Source organism: Streptomyces krungchingensis (assembly GCF_054729265.1).
On record NZ_JBPUKY010000001.1, the window covers coordinates 9226716 to 9240019 of the forward strand.

Annotated in this window: 11 protein-coding genes; 3 read left to right on the top strand and 8 right to left on the bottom strand. The window is 71.2% G+C overall.

Annotated elements, in window-relative coordinates:
* Position 1: 1 nt before the first annotated feature.
* From ACSYGO_RS40020 to ACSYGO_RS40040, 5 genes are all read right to left on the bottom strand, one after another.
* Positions 2-1249, bottom strand: coding sequence for a serine hydrolase domain-containing protein (locus ACSYGO_RS40020; RefSeq protein ID WP_460389590.1), 1248 nt, complete (start codon positions 1247-1249; stop codon positions 2-4).
* Between the two features lie 261 nt (positions 1250-1510).
* A complete protein-coding gene (locus tag ACSYGO_RS40025; RefSeq protein ID WP_460389591.1) occupies positions 1511-2911 on the bottom strand; it encodes a CAP domain-containing protein in 1401 nt (466 codons plus the stop codon).
* Between the two features lie 70 nt (positions 2912-2981).
* Entirely contained in the window at positions 2982-3308 is a 327-nt protein-coding gene (locus tag ACSYGO_RS40030) for a DUF1232 domain-containing protein (protein WP_426676542.1), read from the bottom strand.
* Between the two features lie 106 nt (positions 3309-3414).
* Positions 3415-3795, bottom strand: coding sequence for a hypothetical protein (locus ACSYGO_RS40035; protein WP_426676541.1), 381 nt, complete (start codon positions 3793-3795; stop codon positions 3415-3417).
* A gap of 543 nt (positions 3796-4338) precedes the next feature.
* Positions 4339-5262, bottom strand: coding sequence for a MurR/RpiR family transcriptional regulator (locus tag ACSYGO_RS40040; RefSeq protein WP_028804163.1), 924 nt, complete (start codon positions 5260-5262; stop codon positions 4339-4341).
* A gap of 201 nt (positions 5263-5463) precedes the next feature.
* Here ACSYGO_RS40040 and ACSYGO_RS40045 point away from each other — a divergent pair, with 201 nt between their 5' ends.
* The 3 genes from ACSYGO_RS40045 (at position 5464) to ACSYGO_RS40055 (ending at position 7997) form a co-directional block, all read left to right on the top strand.
* Complete coding sequence (locus ACSYGO_RS40045) at positions 5464-5862, top strand: hypothetical protein (protein ID WP_345652228.1); 399 nt, start codon at positions 5464-5466, stop codon at positions 5860-5862.
* Positions 5859-6692, top strand: a complete 834-nt coding sequence (locus ACSYGO_RS40050) for a DUF1206 domain-containing protein (protein ID WP_432173257.1) — start codon at positions 5859-5861, stop codon at positions 6690-6692. The genes ACSYGO_RS40045 and ACSYGO_RS40050 overlap by 4 nt, the downstream gene beginning before the upstream one ends.
* 156 nt (positions 6693-6848) lie before the next feature.
* Positions 6849-7997: a glycoside hydrolase family 88 protein gene (locus ACSYGO_RS40055; RefSeq protein WP_432187414.1), complete on the top strand. Its 1149-nt coding sequence runs from the start codon at positions 6849-6851 to the stop codon at positions 7995-7997.
* A gap of 64 nt (positions 7998-8061) precedes the next feature.
* Here ACSYGO_RS40055 and ACSYGO_RS40060 read toward each other — a convergent pair whose 3' ends face one another.
* The 3 genes from ACSYGO_RS40060 to ACSYGO_RS40070 form a co-directional block, all read right to left on the bottom strand.
* Positions 8062-9354: a ThuA domain-containing protein gene (locus ACSYGO_RS40060; RefSeq protein ID WP_460389592.1), complete on the bottom strand. Its 1293-nt coding sequence runs from the start codon at positions 9352-9354 to the stop codon at positions 8062-8064.
* A gap of 22 nt (positions 9355-9376) precedes the next feature.
* Positions 9377-11515 carry an RICIN domain-containing protein gene (locus ACSYGO_RS40065; protein WP_432173278.1) on the bottom strand — a complete coding sequence of 713 codons (2139 nt, stop codon included), beginning with the start codon at positions 11513-11515 and terminating at the stop codon, positions 9377-9379.
* Between the two features lie 112 nt (positions 11516-11627).
* Positions 11628-13004, bottom strand: a complete 1377-nt coding sequence (locus ACSYGO_RS40070; protein ID WP_426676536.1) for a ricin-type beta-trefoil lectin domain protein — start codon at positions 13002-13004, stop codon at positions 11628-11630.
* Between the last annotated feature and the right edge of the window lie 300 nt (positions 13005-13304).

A 13304-nucleotide genomic window follows, 5' to 3' on the forward strand; every position in this document is an offset into this window, starting at 1 on the left:
GTCAGTCGCGGGTGACGGCCGGCGCGATGTCCTCGTGCCGCTCCACCGGGGCGGCACGGCGCAGCGTCGTCCTGGCCGCGGGCTTGCCGCAGAACGCCGATTCGAGCGTGCCGGCCATGGTGTTCAGCACGGCCGAGTTGTTGGAGGTGTTCGCCAGCGCGCTGACGCTGCGCTTGCCGTCCTTGGAGGTGAACGCGTACGTGTAGTAGCCCTGCACGGTGCCCGTGTGCCCGTACACGGACACCCCGCACGACAGGTCGCGGCGGCGCAGCCCGAGTCCGTACGCCGTGGTGCTGTTGACCTGCGTCCACTTCCGCATCTGCGTCAGCGAGCCGGACGACATGAGCTTCCCGCGCAGCAGTGCCGACAGGAAGGTGTCCAGGTCGTGCGTGGTGGAGATGATCGCTCCCGCGCTCTGCGCCCAGGACGCCGTCTGATCGGTGGAGTCGACCAGGGTCGCACCTGCCTCGTCGGGGGTGAGATAGCCGTGGGCGTGGGAACCGGGGATCGTCGTGCCGGGGTGGACGTACAGGGTGTCCGTGAGGTCGAGCGGCGCGAAGATGCGCTTCTGGTACTCCGTGCCCACGGCGTGTCCGGTGAGCTTCTCGATCAGCATGCCCGCGACGACGAAGTTGGTGTTCGAGTACGCGTAGGCCGCCCCGGGCGCGTTGGTGCGCGGCTTCTGGAGGGACAGCTTCACCAGGTCGCGGTAGCCGAACACCTTGTTGCGGACGGCCTCGAAGCCCGGGACGGTGCGGGCGAACATGTCGTTGGTGTAGTCGTACAGACCGCTGCGGTGGCTGAGCACATGACGGACCGTGATGCGGTCGTCGGGGAGCAGGCCCGGCAGATAGGTGTTGACCGACTTGTCGAGCTTCAGCTTTCCCTCGTCGACCAGTTGGAGCAGCACGACCGCGGAGAAGGTCTTGGTGACGCTGCCGACGCGGAAGCGGTCGTTCGTGCTGATGGCCCGTCCGGTGGTCCGGTTCGCGATGCCCTCGGCGATCCGGTGCACCGTGCCGTTGTCGTCGATCCGTGCCATCGCGCCCGGTGCTCCCTGGCTGATCGCCGTGCGCAGCACCTTGCGCAGCCCCGCGTCGTCGGGCGCGGGGGACGCGTCCGACGCCACGGCCCGTCCCGCCGTGGCGCCGCCCGTGGGCGTCGGTGTCGCGGCCTGTGCCGGGGCTGCCAGGAGGGACACCAGGACCGCGCCCAGCGCCGTACCCGTGCCCACCGTTGCTGAGACCATCTGATTCTTCTCCCGAGTGCTCTCGCCGGTGCGGAAGCCCGGCACGAACCGCACGCCGCGGATGCGGACGTCGGCTCCATCTCTACGCGCCGCGAGGGCGCGCGGGTTGCATTGCCCGGGGGTGAACCGGCGACGGTGAACCCGAATTGGTGAATCGCGGCCGGGTGACGGCCTGATCCCGCCCGTGGGACGGCCCGATCCGGCCGTCCCACGGGACGGGCGCGGAACGGCTGTGTCGGGTACGTGCCGGGGGTCCGGCGGTCAGCCGCCGAACAGTTGCGTCCAGTACGTGCCCGCCGGGCCGCCGCCCGCGAAGCCGATGCCTATGTGGGTGAAGTCGGGCTTGAGGATGTTCGCGCGGTGGCCGGGGCTGTTCATCCAGCCGCGGACGACCTCGGCGGGGGAGCGCTGTCCGCAGGCGATGTTCTCCCCGATGGTGCGGCGGGAGGAGCCCGCGGCCGCGGCCCGGTCCCAGGGCTGTCCGCCCTCGGGAGTGGTGTGGGAGTAGAAGGCGCGGGCCACCATGTCGGCGCTGTGCGCCTGGGCCGCCGTGGTGAGCGGGGCGTCGCCGGACAGCGGGCGCAGTCCCGCCGCGGCCCGTTCCGCGTTGGTGAGCGTGATGACCTCACGCGCGGTGCGCTCCAGGCCGGCGGGGCTGAAGGGCAGTGCCCACAAGGCCGTCCAGTACGGTCCGCCGGGTCGTTCCGCGGCGACGCGGGCAAGGCCCGCCTGGCTGAAGGCGGGGTCGCACAGGGTGCGCCGGGACCGTTCGGAGGACAGGCAGTACTCCACGAACTCGGCCGGGGTGCGCGGGCCGGAGACCAGATGTTCACCGATGGTGAGGTAGGGATATCCGGCGGCTGTGACGCGCTGGTAGACGGAGAGGCCGTCCGGGCCGTCGGCACCGAGCTGTCCGAGCGCGGCCATGGCACCGGCATGGGCGTGAGCCGCCGCCGTCAGGCGACTGTCGAGGGACACGGGCGGGGAACCGGCCGCGGCGCGGGCCGCGTTCACCGGGCCGAGAAAGCCGTGCGGGTCGGGCGCCGTCCCCGGGGGCACCCCCTGCGTCCGGGTCGCTGCGGGCGCCGCGGCGCGGACCGCGGTGCCCGGTGCCGTCGAGCGGGAGGCGCGGGGTGCCGCTCCGGAGGGCGTGCCGGCCGCGGGCGCGCCGGGTGCCGTGCCGTCGTCGGTGACATCGATTCCGAAGTCCCGTGCGATGCCCGCCAGCCCGTCGGCGTATCCCTGGCCCAGGGCGCGCAGTTTCCAGCCGGTGCCGCGTCGGTAGAGCTCCGCGAGCAGCAGCACCGTCTCCCGCTCGGGGCGGGGTGGGGTGAACCGGGCGAGCGGACGGCCGTCGGCGGCGGTGATGTGCAGGGTGGGCACGGGCAGCCGGCCCAGGGGTGTCGCGGGATCGGCGGGGCTGATCACCACGGTGACACGGCTCGCCCCGGGCCTCAGCGCGGCGGGATCCACGGTGAGCCGCTCGCCCGCGAGGCGGGCGCCGGGCGCGGTGGGCTGGTTGTAGAAGACGAAGTCGCCGTCGCCGCGCACCTGTCCGCTGTCGTCGGTGACGAGGGCGGACACGTCGAAGGGACCCGGCACCCTGAGGGTCAGGGTGCCGTCCGGCAGAGGCATGTTGCCCCCGGGAACCAGTTCGCTCATGTGCCGCCCGTCGACGTCGTGGTCCGTGGCGGCGCCGGGCGCGGGTTTCGCGCCGCGGGCCGTCGGACCGTCAACGGCCCGCCGGTGTGCGGGGGTTCCCGCCCCGGTCGGCGGACCGGTCGGCGGGCCGGTCGTCAGGGGCGGCGCGCAGGGAGCGCAGTGCCAGCAGCAGGACGCCGATGTCGTCCAGGTAGACGGGGTCGGGCAGCAGGTCGGTGGGGAGCACCAGGTAGGCGACGGCGCCCCAGAAGACCCAGCGTGACCCGGCCGGAAGCCCGGCCCGTTGCAGCCGGCGGCGGGTGCGGACGAGCCTGAGCAGCAGGGCGACCGCCACGCCGAGAGCGGCGGCGCCCAGGACCGCGACGACGAGCACCACTTTCCAGGTCGTGGAATCCATCGGTCCGTCCAGGGCTCTGGTAGGGCGGCCGGCCTCACGGCGCGGCCTTTGCCCCCTACGTGTTCCCGCCCGGGCCGTACGTACCGCCCTTGTCCACCGACCGGGTTCAGGTCCGCGGGGGACTGTCCACGAGGGCCTGGGTCACCGCGCGGATGCTGCGCGCGATGTGCTGGAGCTGCATGACCTCGGCGGCGTACAGCTTGATGGTGTGCTCGATGACGCCCTCGTGCAGGCCGAGGGCGGGGAGTTCGGCGCGGGCGGTCTGCAGGGCCGTCCGGGCCACCCGGATCTCGTGCTGCACCTGGAGCTGCGCGTGACGGGCCAGCAGGACGGGGTGCTTGAGCAGGACGGGGTAGCTGGCGTAGCGGGCCGGCACCAGCTCGCGCAGCCACTTCACCGCCGAGCGTTCCCAGTCGAAGCTGCCGGGGGTCTTGACCTGGCACGGCCAGTCCGAGGTGATCGGGGAGTACGTCAGGGCCATGTTCATCGCTTCCGGGTCACGTCGGCGGTAAGGGGTCGCGGGTTCTGGGGCGGCCCCGGTCTAGGGGATGGCCGGGGCCGCCACCACGGGCGCTCGCACGAGGCGGGGCCCGTTTGTACACCCGGGGCCCGATGCGGGTAGGAGCGGACGGCCCCGGGTGGTCCTGGTGCGTGAGCCGGGGTCCTCCCGGTCACGATCCGCGAGAAGTATTTATATATACCGCCGGATACGCAAGAACATGAAAACATTCATGCGCGCTTTGATGTGAATCATCCCGTGATGCCGTGGTGACGCGCGGTGCGCGTGAGAGCGGTTTGCACGTTTCGTCGGAGATACCGGCCCGTCGGTACGACTCGCCGTCCGCCGGACGGGGCCCGTCAGGTCCGCTCGGGCACCGCCGGTCCCGGTCCCGGCCGGTCCCGGAGCGGTCCGTCCCGATGCCGCCGGACCCGGCGCGGGCCGGTCCCGCGGTGCCTGATCCGGCGCCGTTCCGGGGCGGCGTGCTCCGTCCGGGTCTCCTCGCGACCGGGCCCGGGAGAACCCCGGGGCTCAGTCCCTGAGGAAGAACTGGTGCTGCTCGGCGACCTGCTCGTACTCCTCCAGGCGCGCCTGGGTGCGCTCCGGATCGGCGTCCGTCATGGCCTGGAGCAGCGCCGCCGACAGCACGACGGGCGCGGCGTACGAGTCGAAGACGAGCCGTGACCCGGTGCCGGTGGCGAAGGTGACGTCGGCCTCGTCGGCCAGCGGACCGAGCGCCAGGTCGGTGATCAGCGCGACCCGCAGTCCCGCGCTGTGCGCGACCCGGATGGCGGTGAGCGTCTCCTGCGCGTGCCGGGGCATCCCGAAGGCGAGCACCCAGGTGCCGCCCGCCTCACGCGACTGGAGGATCGCGTCGTAGGAGACGCTGCCGCCCCGGGTCACCAGCCGTACGTCGGGGTGGATACGGCGCGCGGCGTAGGCGAAGTACTCGGCGAGCGACACGGAGATGCGCAGGCCCAGGACCGTCAGGGGCGTCGACTCCGACAGCGCCCGGCCGAGGCGGATGATCTGGTCCGGGTCGGCGAAGTCGCGCCGCAGGTTCTCCAGGTTCTCGATCTCGGCGTCCACCGCCGCCTGGAGTTCGTTGCTCGTGACCTCCGCGGGCGTGCCCGGCGTGCTGCCGAGGGTGCTGAGCGCGATCGACTGGAGCTTCTCGCGGAGCGCGGGGTAACCGCTGAAGCCCACCGCCGCCGCGAACCGGGTCACCGAGGGCTGGCTGACGCCCACCCGCTCGGCCAGGTCGGTGATCGACAGGAACGCGGCCTCGGTGATGTTCTCGATCAGGTACTGGGCGATGCGCCGCTGGCCCGGCGAGAGCCGCGGCCCGTCGAACAGCTCCCTGAGCTGGGACGTGGGTGCCGCGCCCGCCTCCGGGGCGGTCTTTCCCGAGGTGATCGCTGACGCCTGTGCACGTGCCTGCTGCGGCGATGGCACCGGTGCGCCTCCTTCTTGTCCCACAAGAACTCAACATAGCTCACCAACCGTGCTGACCTGGGCGTGTATCGGCGCATGCGATGCGTGCGGTTTCTGTTTCACAGGCGCCCGCGGGGTACCCGCCAGACCATCACGACGTGCCGGTTCATCGCCGCGCGCGAGGCGCACGCCGGTGCGTCGACGCGACGGGAGAGGGTTTTCATGAGCGTGCAACAGATGCCCGCGTCCATGGTCCACGTGATGCTCGGCGACTGCTCGGCGGCCGATGCCCGGAGCGTTCTCGCGGTCCTTTCCGACGCCTTCGAGGCCGACCGGGAGGCCGGGGACGAGCCCCGGGAGTCCGGTGCGGGCCGCCCGACGGTGTGGACGGCGGACTTCGACGCCTCCGGTGTTCCGTCAGGCCGCGGCATGCCTGCCGCGGAACTTTCGGGGCAACCGACGGTCGAGGCACAGGGCGGCCCCTGCGAGGTGCGGCACCTGCGCGAGGCCCTCGGTGACGCATTCACCGTGCACGAGTTGGGCGTGGAAGCCGGAGACCAGGAGGTACAGATGAAACTGCGGCTGGAATCGGGTGCTGCGCACGAGACGCGACCGGTGTGAACGCCGGGGCGGTCGCCCGTGACGGCGGGCTCCGTGCCCGCCGCGCGGCGACGGGTTCGGTACGGGAGACGGCCGCGAGGGCGGGGCTGGTCGCCCGCGGGGTGATCTACGCCCTGGTCGGCGTACTGGCCCTGCGCATCGCGTTCGGCGACGGCGGACGGCAGGCGGACCGGGGCGGCGCGCTCGAGGAGATCGCCTCGAAGCCCTTCGGGGCCACGCTGCTGTGGGCGCTGGGCATCGGCGTCGCCGGCATGGCGCTGTGGCGCCTGTCCGAGGCCGTCTTCGGCGCGGCCGGGCAGGACGGCGGCAAGGCGGGCAAGCGGCTCATGTCGGCCGCGCGCTGCGTGTTCTACGCGTTCGTCGCCTACTCCGTGCTCCGGTTCGCCGCGGGCTCGGGCGGTGGTGGTTCGAGCGACGAGCAGTCCCGCGACGTGACGGCCCAGGTGCTCAAGATGCCGGGCGGTCAGTGGCTCGTGGCCGTCGCCGGCTCGGGGCTGGCGGTGGCGGGCGTGTGGATCGCCGCTCGGGCCGTCCTGCGCAAGTACCACAAGCATCTGAAGCTCGGCGAGATGTCGCGCCGGGTGCGCCGGGCGGTCGACACCGCGGGAGTCGGCGGCGGGACGGCGCGCGGCGTGGTGTTCGCCGCGGCCGGGGCCTTCGCGGTGCGGGCCGCCGTCGACTACGACCCGGACAAGGCGAAGGGGCTGGACGACACGCTGCGTGCGTTCTCCGACGCCCCCATGGGCCCGGTGCTGCTGGCCTGCGTCGCCGCCGGCCTCGTCCTGTTCGGGGTGTTCTCCTGGGCGCTGGCCCGCTGGCGCAAGGTGTGACGGAGCGACCGGCGAGCCATGCACGTCGTTCCGCATCCTGACTGTGGAGCGGAAGTGTGAACACCTACCAGTTCGCGACAACTTGACGATGCGCCATGGACAGTGCGGGAGACGGGAGTTGAGGATGAGGATTCCCCATCCGTAGGAGTTGTTCATATGCATAGACGACGCCTGCTCTCCGGCGCTGCCGCGCTCACCGCCGCGGCCGCCCTCACCCCCACCCTGCCGGGCACCGCGCGGGCCGCCTCCCGCGCGGTGCCCCCGGACGTTCCGCGGAGGGCCGAGATCACGGCCGTCCTGCGGCGCGTGGCCGACCAGTGGATCGGCGCGCACACGGACCCCGGCGACAACGGCTGGGCCAACGCCACCTTCTTCAGCGGACTCCTCGCCCTCCAGCGGCTGACGGGCAGCACCCGCTACCTCGCCTACGCCCGCGGCTGGGCGGAGAAGCACGCCTACGGCCTCAACGGCGGAGTGACCACCCGGCACGCCGACAACCACTGCGCCGGGCAGGCCTACCTCGACCTGTACGAGAGGGAACCCGAGGAACAGAAGCTCGCCGCGATCGAGACCTCCCTGCACCGCATGATCCACGAGGACCAGCCGGACAAGAACGACGACTGGTGGTGGGACGACGCCCTCCACATGGCGATGCCTCCCTTCGCCCGCATCGGCGTCCTGCGCGGGGACCCCGCGTACGGGGAGAAGCTGTACGCCCTCTACGACCACACCAAGCGAGCCGAGGGCGGCCCCGGCCTGTACGACGCGGCGACCGGCCTGTGGTACCGCGACAAGCGGTTCCTCCCGGGAGGGATCACGTCGCCGGCGGGCAGGCCGGTCCTGTGGTCCCGCGGCAACGGCTGGGTGGCGGGCGGGCACGCCAAGACCCTCAGGGCACTTCCGCGCGGCGCGCGGCACACCGCCGAGTACCGCGACACGCTGGTGCGCCTGGTGCAGGCCGTCGCCGCCGTGCAGCGTGCGGACGGCTTCTGGAACGTCAACCTCGCCGACGACACCCATCTGCCCGGTCCGGAGACCAGTGGCACCTCCTTCTTCCTGTACGGCACGGCCTATGCGATCGGCGCGGGTCTGGTCGGCCGGGACACCCACCTCCCGGTCGCGGTCCGGGCCTGGAACGGCCTCGTCGCCACCGCCGTGCACCCCGACGGCTTCCTCGGCTACGTCCAGAACGTCGGCGACCGCCCGGAGTCCAGTCAGCCCGTCACCTACGACAGCACCGCGAACTTCGGCGTCGGCGCGTTCCTGCTCGCGGGCACCGAACTCGCCCGTCTCGCCCGTTCCTGACTCCACCCGCACGGACAGGTGCCCCCGCGGCGCGCAGGCCGCGGGGGCACCTCGGACAGTCCGGTCAGGGCTGCGCGGTGAGCGTGAAACTCTGCGCCGGGGAACCGTCACAGGCGCGCTGGGTGAGCTGCACACCGCCTGCTCCGGAGCCGGCCGCGCTCAGGCACTTGCCGCTGTGCCGGGCCGTGAAGTGGTAGCGCCCGCCGCTCTCCCGTACGGGCTGCCACTGCTGGTTCTGGCCGTTCGACCAACTCCACAGCTGGAGCAGCGCGTTGTCCGCGGTCGAGCGGTCGGTCACGTCGACGACCTGCTGCGGATTGCCCCGGATGGCGATCCGCGAGAAGCCGCCGTCCGTCGAGCGGAACTGGAACTGCTGTGCCTGGGTGCCGTTGCAGGCGTACTGCTGGATCGGTGTCCCGTTCGCCGTGGCGGCCGAACGGGCGTCCACACAGGTGCCATTGGCGGCACTGGTCAGTGTGTACCAGGACGTCTCCGAGATCGGGTCCGCCGGTGGCACCGTGCCGTCGGCCCCGCCCAGCCACTTCAGGCCGTCCAGCAGGAACCGGTTCTGCGTCGCGCTCGCGAACGTGGACGACAGCGTGGTGTTCGTCGCGTAGTCCATGGCGTTGTGGCCGAAGTTCGCGTACAGCATGCGGTACTTCGTGTTGGTCCACAGGATCGGGTAGTAGCCGCTGTACCAGGTCTGGTTCGGGTCGGTGCCCAGCGGGAAGCTGCTGGGGTCGACGGAGGCCAGGATCTTGATGTCGGGGTTCTGCCGCAGGTCGTTCGACCAGCTGTACCACTCGCTGACCGACGAGGTGAACGTCGCGGGCAGGTTCCTGGTGGCGGCGTGCGTGCGGTCCTCGACCTTCAGGACGGCCGTGGTGGGGCCCCACGTGTTGGACCTGAAGTTGCCGCTGCCCAGGAACTGGTTGTGGTACCAGGGCCAGCTCTGCGCGTCGGTGGTGAAGGCGGAGACGTGGAAGCCCATCCAGGCGCCGCCCCCGCGCATGTACTGCTCGAAGCCGGCCCGCTGGGCGGCGGTCTGCGGCAGGTCGTCGAGGAACAGCACCACTTGGTAGGCGTTCACGCCGCCGTCGGCGAGGAGGTTCCAGTTGTTGCTGGCCGTGTAGGTGAAGCCGTTCTGCGCGGCCTGCCGCGGGAACCACTCGTTGGCCTCGTGGACGAAGCTGATGTGCGCGGCGTCCCAGGTCCCGTTGTAGAGGGCGAGCACCTTGAACGGCGCGGCCGCGGTGCCCGCGTGGGCGGCGGGAGGAGCGGCGAGGCCGAGCAGCGTCGCCAGCAGGAGGAGGACCCGCAGGGCCGCGCGTGCCGGCCCGGATCTGCTGATGCGCATCGGACGGTCCTTTCCGTACGCGTCAGGGGTAGCTGACGAGGTTGGCGACATTGGTGGCGGAGTTCGACGGTCCGCCGCGGTCGTTGACGACGTGCCGGATCGTCCCGGTGCCGCCCAGGGACACGGTCACCATGTCCTTGAAGCGGACGTTCGCGTTGTCGGGCGCCTCGATGGCGTGCTCGGCGGCGACGGAGGAGTTGACGTTGAAGTAGCAGTAGCTGCCGAAGCCGTACACCTGGTGACTCGTCACCGAGTTCGCGACCTTGTAGGCGGCGTAGCCCTGGGTCGAACCGTTCATCCAGGCCGCCTGGTTGGGCGGGTCGTAGGGCATCTCGTTCTGGTAGAAGTACGTCCGCCCGCCGTTGCCGTTCCAGATGGTCTGGTGCTTCTGGTAGTGCTCGACGAACAGGCCGTACATGGTGACGTCGTCACCGTTGACGACGAGGCCCGTGTCCGCGGTGTTGCTGGTCCAGCCGACGCCGCTGCCGTGGTCGGCGCGCCACAGCCACAGGTGGTCGCCGATGACGTCGTCGCTGTTGACGGTCAGGCTCGTGGTCGCCTTGCCGACGCCCGCGCCGCCGATCCGGAAGAACACGTCGTGCAGCGAGCTGGGGTCGGCACTGTGGTCGGCGGAGGAGCCGCTCGGTCCCATCTCCAGCAGCTGCGCCGAGTTGGTGGTCCCGGCGTCGATCAGCAGTCCCGCCAGCTGCACTCCGTCGACGTCGGCGACGGTCATCGCGGTGATGCCGTTGTCCGGGATGAGCGTGGCCAGGCCGAGGCCCAGCACCACGGTGTCGGCACGGGTCACCCGCAGTGTCTGGTCGAGATGGTAGACACCGGGCGTCACCAGCAGGTTCTTCCCCTGGGCGAGCGCGTCGTTCATCTGCGCGGCCGTCGCGCCCGGCTTCACGATGAAGAAATCGGACAGGGGCAGGGACGTCCCCGCCGGTGTGCCGCCGCTCCATGTGGTGCCGGAGGAGGCGGTACGCACGGAGGGCACGAACACCTTCCAGGCGCCGGCCGTGTCGACGTACAGGAACGGCTTCTCACGGGAGACCGGTGTCTGCGCGACCGTGGTGTAGGGCGGGTTCGGGAAGCTGTTGGCGGGAGCGTTCCTCGCCCCGACGAAGACCATGTTCCAGTTGGAGCCGGTCCAGTTCGACCACTCGGTGTTCCGCGACAGCCACTGCTGCTGCGAACCGGAGTTGACCTGGCCGTCGATCTTCGTGTCGGCCATGTAGCCGCCGCTGGACCAACCGCCGTCGTCCAGCGCGAGGTTGCCGCGCAGATGCATACGCCGGTACGGCGCCGCCTGCGACACCGCCCAGCGGTCGGAGCCGTTCGTCGGGGTCACCGACAGGTTCTCCGCCGAACGCCAGAAGTTCTGGGTCGCGTTGCCCTGGAACCAGTCCGCCTCCGCGTGCACCGCTCCCCGGACGGTCACGTCGTCCGGAGAGAGACCGAGACCCGCGACCTGGGTGTAGAAGCCGACGTCGGCGTTGGCGTCGTAGGTGCCCGGTTTGAAGAGGAAGGCCTTGCGCGCGGTGCCGAACTGGTTGGTCTCCTGCTGGGCGAAGGCCGCGTTCAGGCTGCTCTGGACGGTTGCGGCCGGAGTCGAGGGGTCGAAGACCGTGACGTTCGGGCCGAGGTCGGGGGTACCGGGCGGCGGCGTCACGTCGACCGCGTCGACGCGGAAGGACTGGGCCGCCGTGCCGTTGCAGGTGTACTGCTGGAGCTGCACGCTGTCCGCGGTGGAGGCGCCCGGGACGTCGAGGCACTTCCCGCTGTTGCGGTTCACGAAGCGGTAGGTCCCGCCGGCCTCGGCCACGGCCTGCCACTGCTGGTTGAGGCCGCCGCTGTACGTCCACAGCTGGACGAGGGCGCTGTCGGCCGTCGAGACGTCGGTGACGTCCCAGGTCCTGGTGCTGTCGGCGCGGTTGCCTACCTGGCTGTAGCCGCCCGAGGTGGCGGTGACGCGCCACTGCTGGGCCTGGCTGCCGTTGCACGCGTACTGCTGGACCGCGGTGCCGTTCGCCGTCCCGGCGGCACGCGCGTCGACGCACTTGCCGCTCGCGGCGCTGACCACGGTGGCCCATCCGGTGGGCAGCGCCGCGGCCCGGGCGGTCGCCTCGCCCGGCGCGGCGACCGCCACACCGGACACCGTCGTCGCCAGGAGGGCGAAGACGGACAGCACCTTCGCCGTACGGTGACGGCCGGAGTGTCTGCTGGATCTGGACACGGGTGTTCTCCTGCGCTGGTGGGGGGTGGGAAGGTCAGCCGGTGTACTGGGCGAACACGCGCGTGTAGTCCCAGTTCTGCTGGCTCACGCCGGAGCAGCTGTCGGCGACGCCGCCCGTGCAGGGCCGGTCGCGGTTGACGGACCAGAAGGTCAGCCGGGCCAGGTGGTGCTGCTGCGCGTAGCCGAGGATGGTGCGGAAGTCGGCCACGGTGACGGTCTCGTTCTGGTCGGTGACACCGTTCATGGAGGAGATGCCCATGCCGCGGTACGCCTGGTCGTCGCTGTAGCCGTAGGCGTTCTTGAGCGCCGTCTTCAGGCCCTCCGCGGCTCGCGTGGTGAGGGTCCCCATGTTCTGGCCCGCGCCGCCGAAGTCGAACGGCATGATGGTCCAGCTGTCCACGGACAGACCGGAGTTGGCGGCGCGGTTGATGAGGCTCGTGTCCGGCCCGCTCTGGCCGGTGCCTATGGTGACGTACACCTTGAGGCCCGGATTGCTCGCCTTGACGGTCTTGAGGGCGTCCACCGTGCGCTGCTGGACCGTCGGGTTGCTGTAGGCGTCGGCCTCGATGTCGATGTCGATCGCCTTGAGGCCGTAGGCGTTGATGACCTTCTGGTAGGCGGCCGCGAGCTCCCCGGCGCTGGAGCACGAACTCTCCAGCTTGTTGCCGCTGTAGCCGCCGAAGGACGGGATGACGTCGCCGCCGTTCGCCCGCACGGTGTTCACGGTCTGCTGGTCGACGCCGCCGGTGAGCGGACGGCTCCCGTCCCACTGCGGGTTGCAGTAGCCGTTGCTGAGCACGAAGGCCAGGGTGAACCACTTGACGCCGGTGGCGTTCATGACGGTGGTGGGGCTCGGCGGGTTGCCCCAGCCGTTGTACAGGTACGGGGCGACGGCCATCGGCGCGGCGGGGGCGGGGCCGCCGCCGGTGGGGGCGTTCCACTTCTGGTTGGCGGCGCCGGTACAGGTCCACAGCTGCACCGGCGTGGCGTTGGCAGAGGTGTTGCCGGTGACGTCGGCACACTTGTCGGCCTGCGGATTGACGAGGTCGTGGGCCGCGGAGACGGTCCACCTCTGGTTCGCTCCGCCCGTGCAGTCCCACAGCTGGAGCCTGGCGCCGTTGGCGGTCGAATTGCCCGTGACGTCAAGGCACTTGCCGAGCGCGCGGACGGTGCCGTCGGAGCCCACGGTCCACTGCTGGGCGGCGGTGCCGTTGCAGTCGTAGAGCTGGACGGCGGTGCCGTTGGCGGAGTTCGCCCCGGCCACGTCGAGGCACTTGCCGCCCAGGCCGGTGATGGTGCCGGTGGCGGCGGAGGCGGGTGCCGCGCTCAGGGCGCCGGCGGAGAGTGCGAGGGCTGCGGTGGTGAGGGTGGTGCGCAGCGCGGTGGAGCGCAGGAGGGATCGTCTGGCCATCAGCGGGATCACAGCCCTTCACGGGTGGCGGTGGGGGGGTGTACGGGCATGCGTACGCGGATGCGCACGCATGCCCGTGGGCGCGCGGGGAGGCGCGAGCGTTCATGTTCTTGAACGTGGGGCGTATTCATGGAGCGCTGGTGATCGGTGAACCTAAAGGTCTGAACCAGACACGTCAAGACATGAAGCAGAAACACTCTTCAATTCCTGAACTTGCGCAAGGAGTTGAAGAGCGGCCTCGTCACGGCGCGCTTCCGGCTCGGGCGAACGGCCTGCTCAGCGGGTCATGCTCGTGAGTCC